Origin of the sequence: Brevundimonas sp. M20, assembly GCF_006547065.1 — a bacterium.
In the GTDB taxonomy this organism is placed as follows: Bacteria; Pseudomonadota; Alphaproteobacteria; order Caulobacterales; family Caulobacteraceae; genus Brevundimonas.
The window spans coordinates 3,260,087-3,283,734 of record NZ_CP041243.1; the positions used below are offsets into that span (position 1 = coordinate 3,260,087).

The 23,648-nt window shown below is 66.9% G+C and carries 20 protein-coding genes; 11 read left to right on the forward strand and 9 right to left on the reverse strand.

Annotated features, from left to right (window positions below; all coding sequences use genetic code 11):
• The first annotated feature begins 96 nt into the window (after positions 1-96).
• Genes FKQ52_RS16065 through FKQ52_RS16075 form a run of 3 tightly spaced genes read left to right on the forward strand, consistent with a single transcriptional unit; the run spans position 97 to position 3,565 of the window.
• Positions 97-2,274 (forward strand): TonB-dependent siderophore receptor, encoded by a 2,178-nt coding sequence (locus FKQ52_RS16065; RefSeq protein WP_141628111.1) that lies wholly within the window; start codon positions 97-99, stop codon positions 2,272-2,274.
• Positions 2,184-3,383, forward strand: coding sequence for a PepSY domain-containing protein (locus FKQ52_RS16070; protein ID WP_141628112.1), 1,200 nt, complete (start codon positions 2,184-2,186; stop codon positions 3,381-3,383). The genes FKQ52_RS16065 and FKQ52_RS16070 overlap by 91 nt, the downstream gene beginning before the upstream one ends.
• Positions 3,380-3,565 carry a DUF4175 domain-containing protein gene (locus FKQ52_RS16075; RefSeq protein ID WP_141628113.1) on the forward strand — a complete coding sequence of 62 codons (186 nt, stop codon included), beginning with the start codon at positions 3,380-3,382 and terminating at the stop codon, positions 3,563-3,565. Before FKQ52_RS16070 ends, FKQ52_RS16075 begins: the two co-directional genes overlap by 4 nt.
• 2 nt (positions 3,566-3,567) lie before the next feature.
• Here the strand turns inward: FKQ52_RS16075 and lepB are convergent, their stop codons facing one another.
• Together lepB and dapF are read right to left on the reverse strand one after the other, a co-directional pair.
• On the reverse strand, positions 3,568-4,170 hold the full coding sequence (lepB, locus tag FKQ52_RS16080; RefSeq protein WP_141628114.1) for a signal peptidase I: 603 nt from the start codon (positions 4,168-4,170) through the stop codon (positions 3,568-3,570).
• Positions 4,167-5,000, reverse strand: coding sequence for a diaminopimelate epimerase (dapF, locus tag FKQ52_RS16085; protein ID WP_168196885.1), 834 nt, complete (start codon positions 4,998-5,000; stop codon positions 4,167-4,169). Before dapF ends, lepB begins: the two co-directional genes overlap by 4 nt.
• Positions 5,001-5,060: 60 nt before the next feature.
• On the opposite strand from dapF, the gene FKQ52_RS16090 reads away from it, so the two are divergent.
• From FKQ52_RS16090 to FKQ52_RS16100, 3 genes are all read left to right on the forward strand, one after another.
• Entirely contained in the window at positions 5,061-5,924 is an 864-nt protein-coding gene (locus FKQ52_RS16090; protein ID WP_141628116.1) for a potassium channel family protein, read from the forward strand.
• A 100-nt stretch (positions 5,925-6,024) separates the two neighbouring features.
• Entirely contained in the window at positions 6,025-8,193 is a 2,169-nt protein-coding gene (locus FKQ52_RS16095) for a prolyl oligopeptidase family protein (protein ID WP_141628117.1), read from the forward strand.
• A 132-nt stretch (positions 8,194-8,325) separates the two neighbouring features.
• Positions 8,326-10,488, forward strand: coding sequence for a prolyl oligopeptidase family protein (locus tag FKQ52_RS16100; protein ID WP_141628118.1), 2,163 nt, complete (start codon positions 8,326-8,328; stop codon positions 10,486-10,488).
• 170 nt (positions 10,489-10,658) lie between these two features.
• Here FKQ52_RS16100 and FKQ52_RS16105 read toward each other — a convergent pair whose 3' ends face one another.
• The 3 genes from FKQ52_RS16105 to ftsY form a co-directional block, all read right to left on the reverse strand.
• Positions 10,659-11,282 (reverse strand): MarR family winged helix-turn-helix transcriptional regulator, encoded by a 624-nt coding sequence (locus tag FKQ52_RS16105; RefSeq protein ID WP_141628119.1) that lies wholly within the window; start codon positions 11,280-11,282, stop codon positions 10,659-10,661.
• 78 nt (positions 11,283-11,360) lie between these two features.
• Complete coding sequence (locus FKQ52_RS16110) at positions 11,361-12,032, reverse strand: inner membrane-spanning protein YciB (RefSeq protein ID WP_141628120.1); 672 nt, start codon at positions 12,030-12,032, stop codon at positions 11,361-11,363.
• 4 nt (positions 12,033-12,036) lie between these two features.
• Complete coding sequence (ftsY, locus tag FKQ52_RS16115; RefSeq protein WP_141628121.1) at positions 12,037-12,972, reverse strand: signal recognition particle-docking protein FtsY; 936 nt, start codon at positions 12,970-12,972, stop codon at positions 12,037-12,039.
• Between the two features lie 70 nt (positions 12,973-13,042).
• Between ftsY and FKQ52_RS16120 the strand changes: the two genes are divergently transcribed.
• Positions 13,043-15,127 (forward strand): NAD(+) synthase, encoded by a 2,085-nt coding sequence (locus tag FKQ52_RS16120; protein WP_141628122.1) that lies wholly within the window; start codon positions 13,043-13,045, stop codon positions 15,125-15,127.
• On the opposite strand, the gene FKQ52_RS16125 is transcribed toward FKQ52_RS16120, so the two are convergent.
• Positions 15,124-15,999, reverse strand: coding sequence for an alpha/beta fold hydrolase (locus tag FKQ52_RS16125; protein ID WP_141628123.1), 876 nt, complete (start codon positions 15,997-15,999; stop codon positions 15,124-15,126). The genes FKQ52_RS16120 and FKQ52_RS16125 overlap by 4 nt on opposite strands.
• A gap of 79 nt (positions 16,000-16,078) precedes the next feature.
• Complete coding sequence (locus FKQ52_RS16130) at positions 16,079-16,591, reverse strand: HAD-IIIA family hydrolase (RefSeq protein ID WP_141628124.1); 513 nt, start codon at positions 16,589-16,591, stop codon at positions 16,079-16,081.
• A gap of 161 nt (positions 16,592-16,752) precedes the next feature.
• On the opposite strand from FKQ52_RS16130, the gene FKQ52_RS16135 reads away from it, so the two are divergent.
• Together FKQ52_RS16135 and FKQ52_RS16140 are read left to right on the forward strand one after the other, a co-directional pair.
• The gene (locus FKQ52_RS16135) at positions 16,753-17,919 is read left to right on the forward strand and encodes a DegT/DnrJ/EryC1/StrS aminotransferase family protein (RefSeq protein ID WP_141628125.1); all 1,167 of its coding nucleotides are present in this window, start codon (positions 16,753-16,755) and stop codon (positions 17,917-17,919) included.
• A gap of 5 nt (positions 17,920-17,924) precedes the next feature.
• On the forward strand, positions 17,925-18,860 hold the full coding sequence (locus FKQ52_RS16140) for a Gfo/Idh/MocA family protein (protein WP_141628126.1): 936 nt from the start codon (positions 17,925-17,927) through the stop codon (positions 18,858-18,860).
• A 1-nt stretch (position 18,861) separates the two neighbouring features.
• On the opposite strand, the gene FKQ52_RS16145 is transcribed toward FKQ52_RS16140, so the two are convergent.
• Positions 18,862-19,320 (reverse strand): MaoC family dehydratase, encoded by a 459-nt coding sequence (locus FKQ52_RS16145; RefSeq protein ID WP_141628127.1) that lies wholly within the window; start codon positions 19,318-19,320, stop codon positions 18,862-18,864.
• A 555-nt stretch (positions 19,321-19,875) separates the two neighbouring features.
• Complete coding sequence (locus FKQ52_RS16150) at positions 19,876-20,865, reverse strand: threonine/serine dehydratase (protein ID WP_141628128.1); 990 nt, start codon at positions 20,863-20,865, stop codon at positions 19,876-19,878.
• A gap of 121 nt (positions 20,866-20,986) precedes the next feature.
• Between FKQ52_RS16150 and glpK the strand changes: the two genes are divergently transcribed.
• Both glpK and FKQ52_RS16160 read left to right on the forward strand, forming a co-directional pair.
• Positions 20,987-22,480, forward strand: coding sequence for a glycerol kinase GlpK (gene glpK, locus FKQ52_RS16155; RefSeq protein WP_141628129.1), 1,494 nt, complete (start codon positions 20,987-20,989; stop codon positions 22,478-22,480).
• Entirely contained in the window at positions 22,477-23,568 is a 1,092-nt protein-coding gene (locus FKQ52_RS16160; RefSeq protein ID WP_141628130.1) for a phosphotransferase family protein, read from the forward strand. Before glpK ends, FKQ52_RS16160 begins: the two co-directional genes overlap by 4 nt.
• The last annotated feature ends 80 nt before the right edge of the window (positions 23,569-23,648 follow it).

The following is a 23,648-nucleotide window of genomic DNA, read 5'->3' on the forward strand; positions in this document are numbered from 1 at the left end:
CAGCGCGCCAAACCACTACGGCCAAGGTTGTGTCCGGGGAGCGTCGCTGTTAGTGCGACCCGTTCTCAATATCAGCCCTCCCCCAAGGCAGATCCCGTGACCCTCCGCTCCCTTCTTCTGCTGTCCACCGCCGCCGGCGCCGCCCTGATCGCGGCCCCCGCCTTCGCGCAGGACGCCTCCTCGGCCGCCGAACTCGACGACGTCATCGTCACCGGCTCCCAGGTCCGCCAGGCCCCGGCCTATGCGGGCGGCCAGGTTGCGACCGGCGGCCGCGTCGGCCTGTTCGGTTCGATGGATGTGATGGACACGCCCTTCTCCAGCACCGCCTATACGGAAGCGCTCGTCCGCAACCAGCAGGCCGTCAGCATCGGCGACGTACTTCAGAACGACCCGACCGTCCGCGTGTCCAAGGGCTTCGGCAATTTCCAGGAACTCTACGTCATCCGGGGCTTCCCCGTGTACTCGGACGACATGACCTGGAACGGCTTGTACGGCGTTCTGCCGCGCCAGTTCGTAGCGGCTGAACTGGTCGAGCGCGTCGAGGTGTTCCGCGGCGCCTCGGCCTTCCTGAACGGCGCCGCTCCGGGCGGCACCGGCGTCGGCGGCGCCTTCAACCTGACGCCCAAGCGCGCCGGAGACCTTCCCCTGAACCGCGTCACTCTTGGCTGGGACGGTGGCGACGCCCTCTATGCCGCCGGCGACTTTTCGCGACGCTTCGGAGAGAGCGGCGAGTGGGGTGGCCGCCTGAACGTCGCCGCGCGCGACGGCGAAGGCTCCATCGACCGTCAGAACAGCGAGCTTCAGGTCATCGGCCTGGGCCTCGACCGTCGTGGCGACCGCGCCCGCTTCTCGGCTGACTTCGGCTGGCAGAACCACCGTATCGACGCGCCGCGCCCCAGCGTGACGCCCGCCTTCGGCAGCACGTCGCTCCCGACCGCCCCATCGGCGGACAGCAATTTCGGCCAGTCCTGGACCTATACGGATGAGGAACAGCTGTTCGGAGCCGTGCGCGGCGAGTTCGACCTGACCGACAACGTCACCGCCTGGGCGGCGATCGGCGGACGCCGCGGCACGGAAGAGAACGTTCTGGCCAACCCCACGGCCCAGTCTGATGGAACGATCAGCGCCTATCGCTTCGACAACGTGCGTGAAGACACCGTCTGGTCGGGCGACATCGGCCTGCGCGCGGAACTCACGACCGGGCCGGTCGGCCACACGCTCGTGGCGTCGGCCTCGCAAGTGCAACTGAAGTCGCGCAATGCCTGGGCGGCGTCCGACTTCTCGGGCTTCGCCATGGGCACGCTCTACAACCCGACCCTTGTTCCGGCCCCGGCGGCCTCGATCCTGTCCGGCGACATGGACGATCCGCACGTGACCGAGCGCGTGAAGACCTCCAGCTTCGCCGTCGCCGACATCCTGTCCTTCCTCGACGGTCGTTTGCTGGCGACGGTCGGGGCCCGCTATCAGGAGATCGAGACCAGAACCTACGCCTATGCCGACGGCTCGGCCTACACGCCCTACACCGCCGATGCGGTGACCCCCGTCTTCGCGCTGGTCTACAAGCCGAGCGATACGATCTCGCTTTACGCCAACTACGCCGAAGCGCTGATCCCCGGAAAGATCGCGCCGGGCGTCGTCAACGGCGTGCCGGTGACCAACCCGGGGACGGTGCTGGATCCGTTCCGCGCTGAACAGGCCGAGGTCGGCGTGAAGTACGACGCCGGTTCGTTCGGCGGCACGCTGAGCGTCTTCCGCACCACCCTGCCGAGCGAGTCCTTCGACCCGGGCACGGGTGTCTACAGCTCGGGCGGCGAGCAGGAGAACAGGGGCGTCGAGCTGACCGTCTATGGCGAGCCCGTCGAAGGCCTGCGCCTGATCGGCGGCGCGACCTGGCTGGACGCCGAGGTCAAGCAGGCCCTGAACACCGCGCTGAACGGCAACTCGGCCATCGGCGTGCCGGAGTTCCAGATCAACGCCAACGTCGAGTGGGACGTGCCCGTCGTGAACGGCCTGACGCTGGAAGGCCGCGCGATCCACACCAGCTCGCAGCCCGCCAGCGCCGACAACACGCTGGAGCTCGACAGCTGGACCCGGTTCGACGCGGGCGTCCGTTATGAGTTCGAGGCCGGTGACCGCCCACTGACCCTCCGCGCACGGGTCGAGAACCTGGCGGATGAGGATCAATGGGTGGCCGTCGGCGGCTATCCGGGCTCGAACTATCTGACGCTCGGCGCCCCGCGCACCTTCCGCCTTTCGATCTCCACGGACTTCTGATCCGGATGAAGCCGGGCACGATCCGGGCGTGGAGCTGGGTGCATAAATGGTCGAGCCTCGTCTCGACCATTTTCCTGCTGATGCTCTGCATCACCGGGCTTCCGCTCGTCTTCACCCATGAGCTCGACCATGTCCTGCTCGGCCACGACGAGACGGCTCCCGTCTCCCGGGGCGCGGAGAAACTGAACCTCGACCAGGTCCTGAACCTCGCCCTCGCCCGCAAGCCAGGCGAGGTTCCGGCCTTCATGAGTTTCGACGTCGAGCGCCCAGTGGTGAATGTCACCAGCATCGACCCGAACGGCCCGGCCGACCGGTACAGCTTCCAGCCGATCAACCAGTTCACCGGCGAAGCCGCGCCACTCGTCGCCGGTCACCCGGTGATGGAGTTCATTCTCCAACTGCACACCGACATGTTCCTGGGGCTAGCGGGGATGCTGTTTCTCGGCGCCATGGGCCTGCTGCTGGTGGCGGCGCTGGTGTCAGGGGTGGTGCTCTACGCCCCCTTCATGCGACGCCTGCCCTTCGGAACCGTGCGGGCGACGAAGGCCGCGCGGACGCGGTGGCTCGACTATCATAACCTGCTGGGCGTGGTGACCGCCGCCTGGGTGCTGGTCGTGGGCGTGACCGGGGTGGTGAACACCCTCGCGGTGCCGATCATCGCCTACTGGAAGGATGACGCTCTCAAGGAACTAATGGTCGCCTATGACGCCCCGGTCAGCCTGACGGAGCGCAGCTCCCTCAACGCCGCCGTCGAGCGCGCCAAACAGGCCCTGCCGGGCATGACGCTGCAGTTCGTCGCCTTCCCCGGCTCGACCTATTCGACCGACAACCACTATGCGGTCTTCTTCCACGGCGACACGCCGCTGACCGAGCATCTGACCACGCCCGCCCTGATCGACGCCCGCACCGGCGAACTGGCGGCGGTCGCGCCCGCCCCCTGGTATGTGAAGTCCCTGTCCCTGTCTCAGCCGCTGCATTTCGGCGACTATGGCGGCCTGCCGCTGAAGATCCTCTGGGCCCTGCTGGATCTGGCGACCATCATCATTCTCGGCAGCGGGCTTTACCTGTGGTGGGTCAAGCATCGGTCGGCGAAACGCGGTGCGAAATGAAGACCGGTCCGTTCAGCCTGAAGGTCATCTTCGCCGTTCCGCTGGTCGTCGCCTTCCTGTCCCTGATCGGGCTCGTCGGCGCCCTGCTCGGCGACGACGTCTGGGACTGGATCGGCTGGCTGGGTCTGGGGGCCTGTATCGCGGTGACGATCTGGGCGTTGATCGCCCGACGGGTTCGCTAGCTCTAGGGCCGCGTGCCGATCCGTGACGGGTCGTCCGAACGCACCACGGACACCACGACGCCACACAGGTCCGACGCGGCTGTCGGACCGTGAACCCGGTCATCCACCGCATTGTCACGGCTGTCACCGAGCGCGAACCAGTGCCCTTCCGGCACAAGAACTTCAGGCGTGTCATCCAACATTTGGCCGTCCCCGAAGTCCGAGATTAGCCAGGACCGGCCGGAAGGCAGAGTTTCACGCCAGACAGAGACCTGCGGATACAACTGTTTCGATTGGTCCTCCGACATGGCGGCGGGATCAACGCGCTCGCGTTTGACCGGCTGTCCATCGACATGGAGGACGCCGCCCATGACCTGAACCGTCTGTCCCGATCCCGCGACGACCCGCCTGAGCCACGGCTGACCTCGGGTGCGCGCAACCACGATGTCTCCCTGAACAGGCCGGGTTGTTCCGCAGACACCGCCGGGACGGTCGGCAAGCACGACATCCCCCTCCAGGAGGGTCGGCTCCATCGAACCGGAAGACACCCGATAAGCGTGATGCCCGGCAGGCACGAGCACAGGCTCCTCCGTCAGCAGGGCGAAAAGGAGCAGCGCGGCGATCACAGGTTCAACGCGCCCGTCCGCTCGACCTCCACCGGACCGGTCATGAAGACGTGATCACTGGCCTCGTCCCAGTCGATCAGCAGGCGGCCGCCATCGACATCCACCGTGGCATGCCGACCGGTCACCCCCCGCCGCGCCGAGGCGACCAGAGCCGCGCAGGCGCCGGTGCCGCAGGCCTTGGTCAGACCCGCGCCGCGCTCCCACACCCGCAGGCGAATGTGATCCGGCGACAGGGCGTGGACGAAGCCGACATTAACCCCTTCAGGGAACATCGGGTGATGCTCGACCAGCGAGCCCGAGCCGCGCACGAAGCCGTCGTCCGGCGTCTCGCCGACAAAGAAGACCACATGCGGATTGCCCATCGAGACCGCGCCCGGCGTATGCAGCAGGGGGGCGTCGATGGGGCCGACCTGAAGCTCGATCCCTCGCGTGTCCATCTCCTCGGCCAGCGGCACCTGCTGCCAGTCCAGTCGGGGCACGCCCATGTCGACGGTCACCTGTCCGCCCGGCGCGCGGGTCGCCACGGTCGGACCACCGGCGGTGTCGATCACCACCCTGTCCTTGCCCGTGGACTCCATCAGCACCCAGCCGACGCAGCGCAGGGCGTTGCCGCAGGTTTCGACCATCGTCCCGTCATTGTTCCAGACACGCATGAAGGCGTCGGCGCTATTGCTCGGTTCGATGGCGATCAGCTGGTCGCAGCCCTCGCCCGTCTGCCGGTCCGCGATGGCGCGCACCTGCTCAACCGTCGGCGAGAACGGGGTTGCGAGCGCATTGACGACGACGAAGTCGTTGCCGGCGCCGTTCATCTTGAGGAAGGGACGGGTCATTACACTTCGCATATAGGGCCAGACTGGACCTGAGACGAGAGAACCGCGTTAAGCTGGGCCATGACCACCACCGCACCTGCCCGGAAGACCGTCGGAAAAGCTGCTCGCAAGGCGGACAACGCTCCGCAATTCCCGGAGCCGCCGGCGCGGGGCGAGGGCCTGCGGCTGCGCGCCCGACTGCGCTACCTGTACCACGGCGCGTCCCCGCTGGCGGTGAAGTTCCGACTGGCTGTCATTGTCATCGACTTCGCCATCATCGCCTTCTTCCTCGCCGCACCGATCCTGCATGAGGCGGGGATCGTCTTCTATGTGATCGACTACATCATCGCCCTGATCCTCATCGCCGACCTGACCGGTCGGGCGTTGGCGCATACGGACATCAAGGACTGGCTCAAGAAACCCGCGACCTGGGTGGACCTGTTCGTGCTGGCCACCCTGCTGTTCCCTTACTGGCTGTTCAACCTGGGCTTCCTGCGCTTGGTGCGCCTGTGGACCCTGCTACATTCCGAGTTTTTCTGGCGCACCATCGGACAGAAGTACGATGACACGCGTGTGGAGGAGGTCACCAAGGCTGTCGCCTCGCTGACCACCTTCATCTTCGTGGTCACGGGTTTCGTTTACACCAGCTTCCGGGGCGAGCATCCGGGCATCACCGGCTATCTGGACGCCCTGTATTTCACCATCGCCACCCTGACGACGACCGGCTTCGGCGACATCACCTTGCCGGGCAACTGGGGGCGGGTGCTGTCGATCTTCGTCATGCTGACCGGGATCACCCTGTTCCTGCGGCTGGCCCAGACCATCTTCCGCCCGCACAAGGTCAGCCACGATTGCCCCACATGCGGCCTGAAGAAGCACGACCCCGACGCCGTCCATTGCAAGGCCTGCGGCGAAATCCTGTGCATTCCGGACGAGGGCGCGTGACACCGCGCCGCATGACAAAGCCGTAACCTTTGTCCTCAACGCCTTGCCGACCTTCCGCCCCCGGATAAGGTGCCGGCGACTTTTCCGGGGGAGTACCCATATGTTCCGTTCCGCCGCGCTCGCCGCGCTTCTCGCCACTACCGCCCTTTCGAGCGCCGCCATGGCCCAGACCGCTCCCGCTTCCGCCAACGCCCCCTCGGGCTTCGCCACTTCAGACGCCGCCGATCCCTATCTGTGGCTGGAAGAGGTCGAGGGCGAGCGGGCGATGGAATGGGTCCGCGCCCACAATGAACATTCGCTCGGCGTTCTGCAGGGCGACCCCCGCTACGCCCAGCTGCACGCCCAGGCGCTGGAGATCGTGCAGTCTCGCGACCGCATCCCCGGCGTCGGCTTCAACCACGACGGCACGCTGGACAATTTCTGGCAGGACGCCACCCACGTGCGCGGCGTCTGGCGCACGACCACACTGGACAGCTATCGCACGGCCGAGCCCGTGTGGGAGACCATCCTCGACATCGACGCCCTGTCGACCGCCGAGGGAAAGAACTGGGTCTACAAGGGTGTGACCTGCCTGCCGCCGCAGGAGACGCGCTGCCTCGTCAGCCTGTCGGACGGCGGCAAGGACGCCGTCACGGTGCGCGAGTTCGACCGCGCCACCCGCACCTTCGTCGCCGACGGCTTCATCCTGCCGGAATCCAAGGGCGGGGCCTCTTGGATCGACGAGAACACCCTGCTGGTCTCGCGTGACTTCGGCGACGGCACCCTGACGGACTCGGGCTACCCGCGCACCGTCCGCCTCATGCGCCGCGGCCAGACGATCGAACAGGCCACGACCATCTTTGAAGGTCAGCAGACAGATGTTTCGGTCAACGCCTACACCCTGCGCAACGCCGACGGCGTGGTGAAGGCGACCCTGATCAACCGGGGGATCAACTTCTACGAGGGTGAAACCTGGCGTCTGAACGCTGACGGCACGACGACCCAGCTGCAACTGCCGGCCAAGTCCAACATCAACGCCCTGGTGCAGGGCCAGCTGGTGGTCACCACCGATCAGGACTGGACCGCCCCCTCGGGGCAGGAGTTCAGGACCGGCGACGTCATCGCCTGGAACCTCGAGCAATGGCTGGCCAACCCGGCCACGCCCGCGCAACTGATCATCCGCCCGACCGAGCGGGAAGCCATCGAAGGCATCACCGCGACCCGCAACAAGCTGGTCGTGGCCCTGTACGAAAACGTGCGCGGCTCGGTTTACGTCTACCAACCCAATCCCTCGGGCGAGTGGGCGCGGACCCGTCTGGACCTGCCGCAGAACGTCACGGTCGGCGTCGGTTCGGCCTCGGAACGGAACGATCAGGTCTTCGTCAGCGTCGCCGGCTATCTGAACCCGTCCAGCCTCTATCTGGCCGACGCCGCCACCGGTCAGGCCGATGTGGTGAAGTCCCTGCCCGCCAAATTCGACGCCACCGGCATGGTGGTCGAACAGTTCGAGGCCCGCAGCGCCGATGGCACGATGATCCCCTACTTCGTCGTCCATAAGGGCGACATGCCGATGGACGGCTCGAACCCGACCCTGCTGTACGGCTACGGCGGCTTCCAGAGCTCGCTGTTGCCCGGCTATTCGGCCACGGTCGGCAAGCTGTGGCTGGAGCGCGGCGGCGTCTATGTGATCGCCAACACCCGCGGCGGCGGCGAGTTCGGCCCCCGTTGGCACCAGGCGGCCCTGCAGGAGAACCGCCAGCGCGCCCACGAGGACTTCCAGGCCGTCGCCCTGGACCTCGAGGCCCGCAACATCACCTCGCAGCCCCGCCTCGGCATTATGGGCGGCTCGCAGGGCGGCCTGTTCATGGGCGCCATGCTGACCCAGCGCCCGGATCTCATCAACGGCGCGGTCATCCAGGTGCCCCTGTTCGACATGTTGCGCTTCCACAAGCTGCTGGCCGGCGCGTCGTGGATCGCCGAATACGGCAACCCGGACATTCCGGAACAGCGCGCCTGGATCGAGCAGTACTCGCCCTACCAGAACCTGCGCGCGGGCCAGCCCTATCCCGAGGTCTTCATCCACACCTCGACCAAGGACGACCGCGTCCACCCGGGCCACGCCCGCAAGGCGGCGGCGCGTCTGGAGGAGCTGGGCTATCCCGTCCTGTTCTATGAAAACACCGACGGCGGCCACGCCGCCGGCGCCAACCTGCAGGAGACGGCCCGCCGTCTGGCGCTGGAGTACACCTATCTGACCCGCCGCCTGATGGACTCTCCGGCGCAGCAATAGGCCGACCGGTTCAGGGCCTCGAAGCGGTGGAGGGGTGTTCCGCTCCACCGTCTCCGGTCCTTGACCACCCCGACCATCCTGCGGATGGTCCCGCTCCCCCTTCCGGGGAGGAATAACGCGGAGTCTGTTTCGATGATGAAGTCCCTGATGATGGGTGTGGCCATGGTCGCCATCGCCGCGCCCGCCTATGCGCAGAGCCAGACCCCGCCGCACTTCCCCGCCGACCTGACCCCAGCCGGCGTCCGCGCCGCCGACGATCATCTGGCGCTGGAGGAGGTCAACGGGACCGAGGCGATGGCCTTCGTCGCGGCGTCGAACGAGCGCGCCCTGGCCAGCCTGACCAACGATCCGCGCTACGAAACCTTCCGGGCCGAGGCCGAAGCCATCCTGACCGCCACCGACCGCATCCCGGCGCCCAGCTTCCTCGGCGACGGTATCGGCAACTTCTGGCAGGACGCGACCAATCCCAAGGGCGTTTGGCGCCGAACCACGCTGGACAGCTACCGTTCGGCCGATACGCAGTGGGAGACCCTGCTGGACATTGACGCCCTGTCGCGCGCCGAGGGCAGGGACTGGGTCTTCAAGGGCGCCAGCTGCCTGGCCCCGGACGAGACCCGCTGCCTGATCAACCTGTCGGACGGCGGCAAGGACGCCGTGGTCGTGCGCGAATTCGACACCACCACCAAGAGCTTCGTGGACGGCGGCTTCATCCTACCCGAAGGCAAGCACCGCATCAGCTGGCTGGACCGCGACACGCTTCTGGTCGCCACCGACTTCGGCCCCGGCACCCTGACCGAGAGCGGCTACCCCTTCATCGTCAAATCCCTGAAGCGCGGCCAGCCGCTGAACCAAGCGACCGAAGTCTACCGCGGCGACCGGTCGGACGGCGGCTATGGCGTCTCGGCTTCGGTCTATCGTGATAGCCGAGGCGCGGTGGAGGCCGTCATCATCTCGCGTCCTCTGGACACCTACCGGTCGGAGACATGGCGGCTGATTGACGGTCGACCCGCGAAGCTGGCCGTGCCCGAACAGGTCTCCATCTATGGAACGCTGGGGCAGCGGCTGGTGCTGTCGAATGACGAGGCCTGGCGCTGGGGCGCCCGGACCATCGCCCCCGGAACCCTGCTGGCGATTTCCATGGAGGAACTGGCGCGCGGCGCCGGAGGGCTCTACCCCGATACGGATCCGGAAACGATCTTCACGCCCACCCCGCGCCAGTCGCTTCAAAGCGTGGCGGTGATGGATGACCACGTCGTCGCTGTCATTTCAGACAATGTCGTCAGCCGGGTCAGGCGCTATCGCTTCGGCCAGAACAATCAGGCCGTCTGGTCGGGGAGCGATATCGCCGGACCGGAGAACAGCGCCATCGGATTAGGCGACAGTTCGAAGGCGTCGGGACGGGTCTTCGTGTCCGCTCAGGGCTTCCTGACGCCCCCCACACTGGGCCTTCTGGCGGCCGACGCTGCCGCGCCGACCGAGCTGAAGTCGGCTCCCGCCAAGTTCGACGCCTCGACGCACGTCACCGAGCAGTTCGAGGCGACGTCCTCGGACGGGACGAAGATTCCCTATTTCGTCACCCGCCCGCGCGACCAGAGCGGCCCGGCGCCGACCATCCTGTTCGGCTACGGCGGCTTCCAGGTCAGCTTCCCGCCCGCTTACAAACCCGAAATGGGCAAGCTGTGGCTCGAGAACGGCGGCGTCTTCGTCCAGGCCAACATCCGGGGCGGTGGCGAGTTCGGGCCGCAATGGCATCAGGCGGTGCTGAACGAGAACCGCCAGCTCGCCTTCGACGACTTCGCGGCGGTCGCCCGTGATCTGGAAGCGCGTGGCATCACCACCCCACGCCGTCTGGGCATCTATGGCCGGTCGAACGGCGGGGTCCTGACCTCGGTGTCGATCACCCAGCATCCGGAGTTGTTCAATGCCGCGGTCATCGAGAGCCCGCTGATCGACATGCTGCGCTATCACGAGTTGCCCGCGGGCGCTTCGTGGATCGGCGAGTACGGCGACCCCCGAATCCCCGAGGAAGCCGCCTGGATCGCCCGCTATTCGGCCTATCAACAGCTTCGTCCGGGCGCGCACTATCCGCGCGTCTACATCACCACCAACACTCGCGACGACCGCGTCCATCCGGGTCACGCCCGCAAGTTCGCGGCGCGTCTGGGCGATATGGGCTACGACCACCTCTATTATGAGGAAACCGCGGGCGGTCACTCCAACGACGCCGACCCGGTCGCCAACGCCCGTCGCTGGGCGCGCCACTACGTCTATCTGTCGCAACAGCTGATGGATTGAGGAGGCCGGGCTCCATTGGCGATGGAGCCCATTGCCCCTCTTCTGCGCTGGGGAAGTGATTAGTGGTTCGATGCCGCTCGCGCAGGTGCACGGCCTGCGGGCGCCGGCGCCGAAACCGCCACCCATTGATCACTAACCACTAATCACGAGCTGGCTCCGCAGCCCGCCGCTTACGCCGGCTCCGCCACCTTGTCCTTCTTTACCTTGGCCGGCTTTTCAGCCTTCGGAGCCTTGGCGGGCTTGTCGGCTTTCTCGGCCTTGCGAGCCGCCTTTTCAGCCTTCTTGACCTCGCGGGCGGCCTTTTTGGCGGCCTTGGCTTCCGCCTTGGCTTTCAGCGGGGCGGCGTCCGCCTCGCCGGCCAGTTCGCCCAGCAGGTCCAGGAAGACATCACGCTTGCCCTTGGGCAGCAGGCCGACGATTCGCTTGTCAGCGGCCTCGACGCGCGGGCGCGCCGCTTCCAGCGCCGCCTCGCCGGCTGGCGACAGGCGCACCGCCTTGGCGCGGGCGTCGAGCGTCGACTTCTCCCGATCCAGCAGGCCCTTGGTGGTCATCCGCGCGACCAGATCAGCGAGGGTCGAACGGTCGATGCCGGTGGCGCGCACCAGATCGGTCTGCGTCAGACCCGCCTTGTGGCTCACGGCCTCCAGCACGGCGAACTGCCGCTGGGTCAGACCGTCCGGACCCGTCTCTTCGGCATAGATATCGAGCGCCAGCTGCAAGGCGCGGTGAATCAGATGGCTGGGCGAAACGCCGAGGGCGCCGCCACGCTTGGGCTTGTTACCGGACTTGACCATGAACCGTATCCCCTCGGCTGCATCGACAGAGCTAGCAGCCGCGTTTTACGGTTTGACGACGGACAATCTCTTTCAGCGTCAAAGCCCGGTGTCGGGCGATACCGGCTCTACGGTCTCTTCATCCTTGATCAGGTGCTTCATGATGAAGAACACCTGCCAGATGCCGAAGGCGGCCGAAGCCATCCAAAGTCCGCCCCGGAAGGCCATCCAGACATCATAGGGATCCGCCGGCGGACGTTTCAACGCCTGCAGCGCGGCCTCGACCACCACCGGACTGCGCACCAGCTCGTTCACGATCGCGACGGCGGCGAAATACAGGCCGTAGCGGAGCGTCAGCCCACGCCAGCCCGCGTCGGTGATCTTCAGGGCTGAACCCAGAAGATATTTGAACGGATACCGGCCCAGCGGCAACGAACCCAGCAGCACCACCGCGAGCAGCGCGTTCTGCACCGTGATCTTGATCTGCAGCAACTTCGGATCGTGAAACACCAGCGTCAGCACGCCGAACACTAGGGCGAAGCCGCCGGTGAGCAGCGGCAAGGGCGCCAGTCGCCGCTCGACGATCCAGCCGACCGCCAGGGCGACAAACGAGGCTCCGACCAGAACCCAGGTCGCGTGCAGCATCGCCTGGGTGCTGTCCTGCTTAAGCACGAACCGCATAAAGGCATAGGCGGCCAGGAAGGCGACGAGCGCGCCGAAATCGACGGCCTGACGAATGCTGGAGCCCCGACGTTCAGTGACTTCGGTCATGGGTTCAGTCCTCCAGTCCGACCAGCGAGCGCGAGAACGCACGGGCATCGAAAGGTTGCAGGTCCTCGACCCCTTCGCCGACGCCGATCAGCTTGATCGGAGCGTCCGAGGCCTGCGCCACCGGCACCAGCACCCCGCCACGCGCGGTGCCGTCCAGCTTGGTCATCACCACGCCCGACACATAGGCCGTCCGGCCGAAGATCTTTTCCTGTTCCAGCGCATTGCGGCCGACCGTGGCGTCCAGCACCAGCAGGGTCTCGTGCGGGGCGTCCGCATCAATCTTCTTCAGCACGCGAACGATCTTCAGCAGTTCGTCCATCAGGGCCGACTTGTTCTGCAGCCGGCCGGCGGTGTCGATCAGCACGACATCGAACCCTTCCGCCTTGGCGCGGGTGTAGGCGTCGAAGGCCAGACCGGCGGCGTCGGCGCCGTCGCGGCGGCTCTCGAAGGTGGCTCCGGCCCGCTCGGCCCAGACCTTCAGCTGTTCACGCGCGGCGGCGCGGAAGGTGTCGCAGGCCACGATCATCACCTTGGCGCCCTGCGCCGTCAGGTCCGAGGCGATCTTGCCCAGGGTCGTCGTCTTGCCCGAGCCGTTCACCCCCACGAACAGGGTCACGAAGGGCTTCTGACCGGCCAGCGGCTCGTAACGGGCCTCGTGATTGATCAGCTCGGCGGCCACGGCCTCGGCCAGCGCTTCCTTGACCTCCCGCTCATTCGCCCCGGCGGAGAAGCGCAGCTCGCGGAACCGCTCCACGATCCGGTCGGTCGCCGCCGGCCCCAGATCGCTCTCCAGCAGATGCTCTTCCAGCTGTTCCAGCGCCTTGTCGCTGAGCGGCTCCTTCACGAACGTGGCGACGACCTGTTCGGTCATCTGCTTGGAGGAACGGCTCAGGCCTTCGGTCAGGCGCGAGAACCAGCCTTTTTTGGGCGTATCGGTCATGACCCCCGTTTAGCGGTCGGCGTTCGTCAGGTCACGGGCTAACGTAGCCGCAGCCCGCCTTTGGCTCTATATGAGCAAAAGACCCCTGAAGGATCGCGCCTTGGCCGAGACATCCGCCTTCCACCGCCCCGCCAACCACGGCTTCGTCCGCGTCGCCGCCGCCACCCCGGTGGTGCACACCGCCGACCCGGCGGCCAATGCTGACGAACACATCGCCCTGATCCGTCAGGCGGCCGGACAAGGGGTGGACCTGATCGTCTTTCCCGAGCTGTCCCTCAGCGGCTACGCCATTGACGACCTGCTGCTCCAGACGGCGCTGCTCGATGAGGTCGAACGGCAGGTCGACCGGATCGTGCAGACGATCAAGGATCTCAAGATCATCGCTGTCGTCGGCGCGCCGGTGCGTCACGAGCAGCGGCTTTACAACGCCGCCGTGGTCATCGCCGACGGCTGGATCTGGGGCGTGGTTCCCAAGACCTATCTGCCCAATTACCGGGAGTACTACGAGAAGCGCTGGTTCTCACCGGCTTCGCCAGAACTGAACCCAGGCGGCGGGACCCATTTCGCGGGCTATTACGCCGCCTTCGGCACCCACCTCATCTTCAGCGTTGAGGATCGTCCCGACCTGAGCTTCGGCGTGGAGATCTGCGAGGATTACTGGGCCCCGCTGCCGCCCTCGACGCGTCTGGCGCTCGCGGGCGCGCGCGTCCTGCTCAACCTGTCAGCCTCCAATGTCGTCATCGGCAAGTCCGTTGACCGCGCCATGCTCAGCTCCAGCCAGTCGGCTCGCGCCATGGCGGCCTATGTGTTCACCGCCTCGGGCTGGGGCGAGAGCACCACCGACCTGGCCTGGGATGGGCAGGCCACCATCCACGAACTGGGCGCCAAACTGGCCGAGGGCGAACGCTTCGCCCTGGAAAGCCACCTGACCGTCGCCGACATCGACCTGGACCGGATTGCGCAGGAGCGCATGCGCACCGGCACCTTCGCCGATTGCGTCCGGCGGGAGATCAAACCCGGCGACTACATCGAGGTGGCGATCCGTGAACAGGGCCTCGGTCAGGCGACCGGGGACCTTGTCCGCCCCCTCGACCGCTTCCCCTTCGTGCCCGACGACCCGGCGCGGCTGGATCAGGACTGCTACGAGGCGTTCAACATCCAGGTCCAGGGCCTGATGCGGCGGCTGCAGGCGACGGGGTCGAAGACCCTCGTCATCGGCGTCTCGGGCGGGCTCGATTCCACACAGGCGCTGTTGGTCGCCTGCCGCGCCTTCGACCGGCTGGGGCTGCCGCGCACCGGCATCCTCGGCTTCACGATGCCCGGCTTCGCCACCTCGGACAGCACCAAGTCAAACGCCTGGGCCCTGATGAAGGCGCTGGGCGTCACCGGCGAAGAGATCGATATCCGCCCCGCCGCCGAGCGCATGCTGGCCGACATCAAACACCCTTACGCCGACGGCGAACCGGTCCACGACATCACCTTCGAGAATGTGCAGGCGGGCCTGAGGACCGACTATCTGTTCCGCCTCGCCAACCACAACGGCGGCCTGGTGCTGGGCACCGGCGACCTGTCGGAACTGGCGCTGGGCTGGGCCACCTATGGCGTCGGCGACCATATGAGCCACTACAACGTCAACGGTGGCGTGGCGAAGACCCTGATCCGGCACCTGATCCGCTGGGTCGCGGCCAAGGAACATGACGGCGAAACGGTTCGCGTGCTGCACGCCATCCTGGACACCGAGATCTCGCCCGAGCTGGTCCCGGCCAGGGACGGCAAGATCCAGTCGACCGAGGCGACCGTCGGTCCCTATGCCCTGAACGACTTCTTCCTGTTCTACATCACCCGCTTCGGGATGACCCCGTCCAGGGTGGCCTTCCTGGCCCATCAGGCCTGGAAGGATGCGTCGACCGGCCACTGGCCCGAGGGCACGCCGGAGGATGAGAAGGTCGAATACGACCTGCCGACCATCAAGAACTGGCTGCGAAAATTCCTGCACCGCTTCTTTCAGACCAGCCAGTTCAAGCGCTCGGCCGTGCCGAACGGGCCCAAGGTCGTCACCGGCGGCTCTCTGTCGCCGCGCGGCGACTGGCGCGCGCCGTCCGACGCGACGGCCAAGGTCTGGATCGATGAGCTGGAGACGAACGTTCCCGGCTAGGGCAGTTCGTTCAGGAAGGGGAAAATCGCCGCCCGCGCCTCGGGCTCGTCCAGCATCGGAGCGTGTCCCACGCCCGGCACCTCGACGAAGTCCATCTTGGGCGCACGCTTGCGCATCTTGGCCGCGATGCTCTCGCTCAGCAGGTCCGATGTCTGGCCGCGCACCAGCAGCACCTGACGGCCGCGGGTCAGCCGGCCGAACATCGGCCACAGGTTCGGGACCAGCGCCTTGGCCCCCGCCGCCTTGATCGGCACGGCGATGTCCGGATCGTAGTTCAGCACCGGCGCCCCTTCCGTCCCCTCACGGAAGATGCGGCGGGCGAAGGCGTCCCAGTCGGCGTCCGTATAGCGTGGGAAGGCGACCGCGTTGATCCGCTTCGCATAGGCGGCGGCATCGGCCCAGGTCGGGGTGTCCACCGGCTGGCCTGAATAGGCGGCAATACGCGCCAGCCCTTCCTTGGCCACCTCGGGACCGACGTCATTGATGATGGCGCCCGCGATCACTTTCGAACGGATGGCGGCCAGCGCCATGGTGATCAGCCCGCCCATGGAGGTGCCGACAAAAACCGCGCGCTCGATTCCGGTCTGCGCCAGCAGAGCCAGCACATCCTGGGCATAGGTGGCCGGCTGATAGGTCATCGGATCCTGGGCCTCGTCCGACAGGCCGCGCCCGCGCACGTCGATGGCCAGCACCCGCCGCCCGCTCTGGGCGATCAGAGGAGCGATGACCTCGAAATCCTTGGAATTGCGGGTCAGGCCGTGAATGCAGATCACCGGCAGCTTCGCCGGCCCGCCCGCCGGGGCGTAGTCGCGGGCATATAGGCTGAGGCCGTCAGCGCTGGTCCAGCGGCGATCAACGAAGGACTGGCTCATGCGGTCTCCGGGAAGCTAAGGGCCAATCGTAATTCATCGGGGCGGGAAAACCCACCGGTCGAGCCCTGACAAAAACGGATCAGTGGCCGAGGAGTTCGCGGACGAAGTCGTCCAGATTGCCGCCCTCGAAGCGGAAGCCGGGGATGCCCGCGCGTTTCGCAGCCTCCATGTCCGACGGCTGGTCGCCGATCATGAAGCTCTTCGCCGGATCGATATTGTGCTCGGCGATGGCCTTCAGGATCATGCCCGGATTGGGCTTCCGGTCCGGATGGTCGGGATGGATATAGGCCTCGACCCGCCCCTCCGAGTGATACGGACAGGCATAGATGGCGCCGATACGCCCGCCCCCGAGCGCCAGCTTGCGCACGATCAGATCGTTGAAGGCGTGCATCTGCTGTTCGGTGAACAGACCCCGCGCGACGCCGGACTGGTTGGTCACGATCACGCACAGATAGCCGAGACGGTTCAGCCGACGCACGGCCTCGGCGGCGCCGGGCATCATGCGAAGCTGTGCTTCGAGGTGGGGGTAGCCCGTGTCCTCGATCAGAACGCCGTCGCGGTCGAGAAATACAGCGGGATGGCCGGTCGACATGGCGCTTGGGATAGGCGCCCCGGAGGTTCGTTGCAATCCCTCACCCGAAGTGACCCCTCACGATTTGGCGGGACCGGGCGCCATTTGTTAGGAGCGGCCAACCTCACCGGCGCGTTGAACCCGCGCCGCACCGCCCGCGCGTCCGCGACCGGAGACCACGAATGAGCATTCCCTTCATCGACCTTCAGGCCCAGCGCCTGCGTCTGGCCGGCAAGATCGAGGCCGCCGTTCAGGAGGCTGTCGTCGGCGGCGCCTGGGTCATGGGCCCGCAGGTCCGCCAGTTCGAGGCTGATCTGGCCGCCTTTGGTCAGGCGAAGCACGCGCTGGGCTGCGCCAACGGCACGGACGCCCTGGTCCTGCCGCTGATGGCCTGGGGCGTGGGCGCCGGTGACGCTGTCTTCTGCCCCAGCTTCACCTTCACGGCGACGGCCGAGATCGTGCCCTGGACCAATGCGGAGCCGGTCTTCGTGGACGTCGACCCGGTCACCTACAACATCGACCCGGTGAAGCTGGAAGCCGCCATCGAGGGCATCAAGGCCGAGGGCCGCCTGACCCCGCGCGTGGTCATCGCTGTCGATCTGTTCGGCCAGCCCGCCGACTATCCGGCCATCAAGGCGATCTGCGACAGGCATGGCCTGAAGCTGATCTCGGATTCGGCCCAGGGCTTCGGCTGCACCGTCAACGGCGACCACCCGATCAAATGGGCCGATGTCACCACCACCAGCTTCTTCCCGGCCAAGCCGCTGGGTTGCTACGGCGACGGCGGCGCGGTGCTGACCAATGACGACGATCTGGCGCAGGAGATGGATTCCTACCGTGTCCACGGCAAGGTGGTCGCCAAGGACCTGACCGCCGGGGCCGACGCCTTCGAGCACGATCCGAAATACCTGGCCATGCGCATCGGCATGAACAGCCGCCTGGACACCATTCAGGCCGCGATCCTGATCGAGAAGCTGAAGGTCTTCGGCGAGGAGATCGAGTGGCGCAACCGCATCGCCGCCCGCTACAACGAAGGCCTGCGTCCCCACGTCGGCGCGGTGCCGGACGTGCCGGCCGGAAACGTCTCCAACTGGGCCCAGTACACGATCGAGCACGATGACCGCGACGGCCTGATCGCCCATCTGAAAGAACAGGGCGTGCCCACCGCCGTCTACTATCCGGTGCCGATGCACATGCAGCCGGCCTACAGGCACTTCCCGCAGGGCGCGGGCGGTCTGCCGGTCACGGAGCGCCTGAAGGACCGGGTTCTCAGCCTGCCGATGCATTCGGATCTGGACGAAGCGACCCAGGACCGCATCATCGCCGCCGTCGCATCGTTCAAGGGCTGATCCGCATGACCGTCCAGACCACCCCGCTCAAGATCGGCGTCGCCGGAGTCGGCGTCATGGGCCGCAACCACGCCCGCGTCCTGTCGGACGTTCGTGACGTCACCGTCGCCGCCGTCTTCGATCCGGACGCCGCCACGGCCGAGGGCGTCGCGAGCCTGTACGGCGCGACCGCCTTCACCACGGCGGAGGACTTCGTCAACGCGGGTCTGGACGCCGCCGTCGTCGCCACCCCGAACCGCTACCACGCCGACCTGTCGGTTGCCCTGCTCGAGAAGGGCGTCCACGTCCTGGTCGAGAAGCCCATCGCCGCCACCGTCGCCGACGCCCAGCGGATGATCGACGCCGCCAAAGCCAACGGCCGCGTGCTGATGGTCGGTCAGGTCGAGCGCTTCAACCCCGCCGTCGAGGCCGTGAAGCGCGCCATCCAGGGCGAGGACGTCATCTCCATCCAGATCACCCGCGTCGGCCCCTTCCCGCCGCGCATGGGCGAGGTGGGCGTGGTCATCGATCTGGCGGTGCACGACATCGACATCATCCGCCACCTGACCGACAGCGAGATCGTCGAGGTCCAGCCGCAACTGGCCCGCACCAAGGCCGAGCGCGAGGACACCGCCCTGCTCCAGTTCCGGCTGGAAAACGGGGTGATCGCCCACATCACCACCAACTGGGTCACGCCCTACAAGACCCGCACCCTGCAGGTCGCCACCAAGGGCAAGTTCGTGGTCGCCGACCTGATGACCCGTCAGGTCACCGAGTATTTCGGCCAGCAGCCGGACGGCAGCTACTCCACGCGCGGCGTGATGAGCTGGCCGAACGAGCCCCTGAAGAAGGAGCTGGAAGCCTTCGCCCACGCCATCCGCACCGGCGAGACCCCGGCGGTCACCGGCGAGGACGGGCTGCGCAACCTTGAGGTCGCGCTGCGCTGCCTGGGCGAGGGCTGATTTAAGCCCCGCCCACCATTTGCATCCCCAGCCATTCGGCGATCAGGGCGGGCTTTTCGCCGCCTTCGATCTCGACGGTCAGTTCGTGCTTGATCAGCCAGCGGCCGCCGCCCTTGTCCTCGGCGGACAGCAGCTTGAAGCGACCGCGGATTTTCGATCCGGCGGGCACGGGGGCGATAAAGCGCAGCTTGTCGAAGCCGTAGTTGACGCCCATCACCACCCCGTCCAGCGGCTTCACGCAGTCATAGGACATGGCCGAGGCGAGGCTGAGGGTCAGGAAGCCGTGCGCGATGGTCCCGCCGAAGGGTGTCTGCTTCGCCAGTTCGGGGTTCACATGGATGAACTGCCAGTCCTCGGTGGTGTCGGCGAAGGCGTCGATCTTCGCCTGATCGACCAGGAACCAGCGCGAGACCCCGATTTCGGTCCCGACGAGCGACTGCAATTCTGACGGCTTGGGCATGGTTTCCTCCGGTTTTGAGGCCACGCTAGCGGGGTCGGTCCATTATCGAAACCCCTGTCTTCACCCGACCCGACACATCATGAAAATGCGCACTCAAAAATTTTTTGAGTGCACAAAGGTGCACTTTTTCCCGCGAGACGGAGGATGGGCGCAGGGCTCTACCTGAGGGGTTTGGTTGTCAAAGACCCGGGATCGACACGTTAGCAGGTCGGTGCGTCAAAATTGGTCGCAGGGGTCAGTGGAAGGGCCGCCTGTCATCCCGGCCGAAGCGAAGCGGAGAGCCGGGACCGCTTGGTCCTTTAAAAATTCAACGCCCCGGACAGCCCGCAGGGCTGAGCGGGCGACGGACAGAGCCAGGTTCAACCCTGCTCCCGGATAACCGCTTCGCAGTTTCCGGGAGGATGGAGGAAAGAGCGCCAGCGTCCCGGATAGCGCCTGCGGCGCTTCCGGGATGACAAGGGGTAGATGAGCAGGAGCCTCCCGGGCTGGTCCTGAAATGGCCTGCCCGCACCCCTCCCAACCCTCCCCGTCGAGGGGAGGGCTATCAGAGTGTAGTCATTTCCCCTCGAACCGGCCCTCGATGATCTCGCTGAACAGGGACGGGTCTACGTTGCCGCCGGACAGGACCACCGCCGTCGTCCGGTCCTTCGCCTCAACCTTGCCGGCCAGCAAGGCGGCCAGCGACACCGCGCCGCCGGGTTCGACCACCAGCTTCAGCACCCGGAAGGCGTAGCGCACGGCGTCGGCCACCTCGGCGTCCGACACGGTCTCGACGTGCGACAGGCGGCGGTTGATCGGGAAGGTCAGCTCGCCCGGACGGTCGGTCATCAGGGCGTCGCAGATGGTGCCGTGGGCCGGGGCGTGGGTCAGACGTTCGCCCGCTGCCATCGACAGCTGGGTGTCGTTGTAGTCGCGCGGTTCGATGCCGATGACCGGAACGTCCGGCAGCAGCGCGCCCATCGACAGATTGATGCCGGCGATCAGACCGCCGCCCGAGGCGCCGCACAGCAGCTGGTCGATCTTCGCCCCGACCACCTCGGCCTGTTCCACGATCTCCAGCCCGGTCGTGCCCTGACCTTCGATGACGAAGGGATCGTCGAAGGGCCGGACCAGAACGCTGCCGCGCGTGCGGGCGATCTCCTCGCCGATGTCCTCGCGGCTTTCGGTGTAGCGGTCGTACAGGCGCACCTCGCCGCCGAAGCCGATCACGCCCTCGACCTTCACCTTCGGACTGTCGGCGGGCATGACGATGATGGCGCTGGTCCCCATCATTTTCGCCGCGCAAGCCACCGCCTGGGCGTGGTTGCCGGACGAATAGGCGACGACGCCCCGCGTCAGTTCATCGGCCGTCAGACGGCTGATCCGATTATAGGCCCCACGGAATTTGAACGCCCCCGCCTGCTGCAGGTTCTCGGCCTTGAGCAGGACCCGTCCGCCCAGATGCGCGTTCAGCGCCGGGCTTTCGATCAGGGGGGTGCGAACCGCATGGCCGAGAAGCTGGCGGGCGGCGTCGCGGACGCCTTCAAAAGAGGCTGTGTGGGTCATGGGCTCTCAAGCGGCGCGAAAGTGAGGAGTGTTGGTGAGCGGAGAAGTGAGCAAGGGCGGCGCTCACGCCTCGCTCACTAGCACTCTTCACCCCGCCGGTTCACCGGCCTAACAATCACACATGAAAAGCCTCATCCTCGCTATCGATCAGGGCACCACCTCGACCCGCGCCATCGCGTTCGGCTGCACCGAGGATGGCGGCCTGCGCCCCGTGGCGGTCAGCCAGATCGAGCTGGAGCAGCATTTCCCGCATCCCGGCTGGGTCGAGCATGACGCCGCCGAGATCTGGGCCGCGACCCTGCAGACCTGTCGCGAGGTGGTGCGCAAGGCGGGCGGGATCGGTCGGTTCGCCGCCATCGGCATCACCAACCAGCGCGAGACCTCGGTGATCTGGGACGTCGCCACGGGCGAGCCCCTGCATCGCGCCATCGTCTGGCAGGATCGCCGCACAGCCGCCGCCACCGCGAAGCTGGCCGGCGCCGGACATGAGCCGGAGGTGCAGGCCGCGACCGGTCTGATCCTCGATCCGTATTTCTCGGCCTCGAAATTCGCCTGGCTGCTGGACCACGTTCCGGGCTCGCGCGAGCGGGTGCGGGCCGGCGAGATCAAGCTGGGCACCATCGAGAGCTGGCTGATCTGGAAGCTCACTGGCGGCGCCAGCCACGTCACCGACGCCACCAATGCCTCGCGCACCTCCCTGATGGACCTGCGCGCCCGCCAATGGCGGCATGATCTGGCGGAACTGTTCAATGTCCCGATGGAGGGACTTCCGGAAATCCGGGGCTGCGCCGACCATCTGGGCGACAGCGAGCCGTCGCTGCTGGGCGCGGCCCTGCCGATCCACGGGGCGGCAGGCGATCAGCAGGCCGCACTGGTGGGACATGGCGCCCTCAAGGCCGGGGACGCCAAGATCACCTATGGCACCGGGGCGTTTCTGGTCGCCAATGTCGGGGCCGAGCCGGTGCCGTCGACAACCCGCCTGCTGGGCACATTGGGTTATGACGCGCAGGGGACGGCGGCCTGGGCGCTGGAGGGCTCCATTTTCTCGGCCGGGTCGGCGATCCAGTGGCTGCGCGACGGGCTGAAGGTGATCTCGGAATCGCGCCAGTCCGAGGCCATGGCGCAGGGGCTGAAGGACAACGGCGGCGTCTATCTGGTTCCCGGCTTCACCGGTCTGGGCGCGCCCTGGTGGGAGCCGGACGCGCGCGGAACCATCGTCGGCCTGACCCGGGACAGCGGCCCGGCCCATATGGTGCGGGCGGCGCTGGAATCCCTCGCCTACCAGACCCGCGACCTGCTGGATGCGCTGGCGAAGGACGGGGCGCCGAAGCTGTCCGTGCTGAAGGTCGACGGCGGGGTCACCGCCAACGCCTTCGCCATGCAGTTCGTGGCCGATATCTGCGATGTCACGGTGGAGAGACCCGCGTTTCAGGAGATGACGGCGCTGGGCGCGGCCAAGCTGGCGGCGCTGGGGTGCGGCCTGATCGACACGCTTGACGCAGCGTCCGCCGAGGCTCCGGCCGTCTGGCGCCCCCGCATGTCCGTCGAAGACCGCGAGCGACTGCTGAAGGGCTGGCGCGGCGCGGTGAAGGCCGCCATCATCGCCGCGCAATGACCCAGACGCCCCCTGAAGACGCGCCAACAGACGCCCAGTCGACCTTCTCCGGCACCCGCGAGGTCGATCCCCGATACGCCCTTGATGAGGCGTCGCTCGGCGTCTGGCTGACGGCGAACGTCGAGGGCTACGCCGGTCCGCTGACCGTGCGCCAGTTCAAGGGCGGCCAGTCCAATCCGACCTATGAGCTGTCCACGCCCGGCAGGACCTATGTGCTGCGTCGCAAGCCGCCGGGAACCCTGCTGCCCAGCGCCCATGCGGTGGACCGGGAGTTCACCGTCATCTCGGCCCTGCACGCGCAGGGCTATCCGGTGGCGAAGCCTTGGGCCCTGTGCACCGACGACGGCGTCATCGGCTCGATGTTCTATGTGATGGACAAGGTCGAGGGCCGGGTCCTGTGGGACCTGAAACTGCCGGGGATGGCGCCTGCCGAGCGCCGCGCCGTCTATAACGCGCAGGTCGATACGCTGGCGGCCCTGCACCGGTTCGACCCCGCCGCCATCGGGCTGGGCGACTACGGCAAGCCGGGCAACTATTTCGAGCGGCAGGTCGGGCGCTGGACCAAACAGTATCGGGCGTCCGAGATCGACCCGATCCCGGCGATGGATCGGCTGATCGACTTCCTGCCCGCCACCCTGCCGCCCGAGGGGCCGACCCGGATCGTCCATGGCGACTTCCGCCTCGACAACATGATCCTTGCGCCGGATCAGGCGCAGGTGCGCGCGGTTCTGGACTGGGAGCTGTCCACGCTCGGCGATCCGCTGGCCGACTTCTCCTATCTGCTGATCGCCTGGGCCATTCCGGGCTCGTTGCGCAACGGCCTCGCCGGCGCCGATCTGAAGGCGCTGGGCATTCCGTCGGTAGAGGAGGTGGTCGCCCGCTATTCGGAGAAGACCGGCGCCCCCGCGCCGTCGAACCTCGACTGGCTGTTCGCTTACAACCTGTTCCGGCTGGCGGCCATTTGTCAGGGCATCGCCGGGCGGGTCCGCGACGGCACGGCGGCCTCGCCGCAGGCGAAGTCCATGGCCGCACAGGTTCCGGCGCTGGCCGAAGGGGCGTGGAGCTTCGCGAAGAAGGCGGGGGCCTGAAGAGAGGAATTAGGGCGTAAGAATTAGGAGTTAGGGAGGCGCAAAACGGATCGCGCCCGCCCCCTAACTCCTAATTCCTA

Coding starts and splice junctions, on each gene's coding strand:
- dapF (WP_168196885.1), bottom strand. CDS start 5,000: ATGACCCGTCCCTTCCTCAAGATGAACGGCGCCGGCAACGACTTCGTC.
- FKQ52_RS16105 (WP_141628119.1), bottom strand. CDS start 11,282: ATGGTCAAGTCCGGTAACAAGCCCAAGCGTGGCGGCGCCCTCGGCGTT.
- FKQ52_RS16125 (WP_141628123.1), bottom strand. CDS start 15,999: ATGAGCCAGTCCTTCGTTGATCGCCGCTGGACCAGCGCTGACGGCCTC.
- FKQ52_RS16120 (WP_141628122.1), top strand. CDS start 13,043: ATGAGCAAAAGACCCCTGAAGGATCGCGCCTTGGCCGAGACATCCGCC.
- FKQ52_RS16070 (WP_141628112.1), top strand. CDS start 2,184: ATGGGTGGCCGTCGGCGGCTATCCGGGCTCGAACTATCTGACGCTCGG.
- FKQ52_RS16130 (WP_141628124.1), bottom strand. CDS start 16,591: ATGTCGACCGGCCATCCCGCTGTATTTCTCGACCGCGACGGCGTTCTG.
- FKQ52_RS16090 (WP_141628116.1), top strand. CDS start 5,061: ATGACCACCACCGCACCTGCCCGGAAGACCGTCGGAAAAGCTGCTCGC.
- FKQ52_RS16110 (WP_141628120.1), bottom strand. CDS start 12,032: ATGACCGAAGTCACTGAACGTCGGGGCTCCAGCATTCGTCAGGCCGTC.
- FKQ52_RS16135 (WP_141628125.1), top strand. CDS start 16,753: ATGAGCATTCCCTTCATCGACCTTCAGGCCCAGCGCCTGCGTCTGGCC.
- FKQ52_RS16075 (WP_141628113.1), top strand. CDS start 3,380: ATGAAGACCGGTCCGTTCAGCCTGAAGGTCATCTTCGCCGTTCCGCTG.
- glpK (WP_141628129.1), top strand. CDS start 20,987: ATGAAAAGCCTCATCCTCGCTATCGATCAGGGCACCACCTCGACCCGC.
- FKQ52_RS16160 (WP_141628130.1), top strand. CDS start 22,477: ATGACCCAGACGCCCCCTGAAGACGCGCCAACAGACGCCCAGTCGACC.
- FKQ52_RS16140 (WP_141628126.1), top strand. CDS start 17,925: ATGACCGTCCAGACCACCCCGCTCAAGATCGGCGTCGCCGGAGTCGGC.
- FKQ52_RS16100 (WP_141628118.1), top strand. CDS start 8,326: ATGATGAAGTCCCTGATGATGGGTGTGGCCATGGTCGCCATCGCCGCG.
- FKQ52_RS16150 (WP_141628128.1), bottom strand. CDS start 20,865: ATGACCCACACAGCCTCTTTTGAAGGCGTCCGCGACGCCGCCCGCCAG.
- ftsY (WP_141628121.1), bottom strand. CDS start 12,972: ATGACCGATACGCCCAAAAAAGGCTGGTTCTCGCGCCTGACCGAAGGC.
- FKQ52_RS16095 (WP_141628117.1), top strand. CDS start 6,025: ATGTTCCGTTCCGCCGCGCTCGCCGCGCTTCTCGCCACTACCGCCCTT.
- FKQ52_RS16145 (WP_141628127.1), bottom strand. CDS start 19,320: ATGCCCAAGCCGTCAGAATTGCAGTCGCTCGTCGGGACCGAAATCGGG.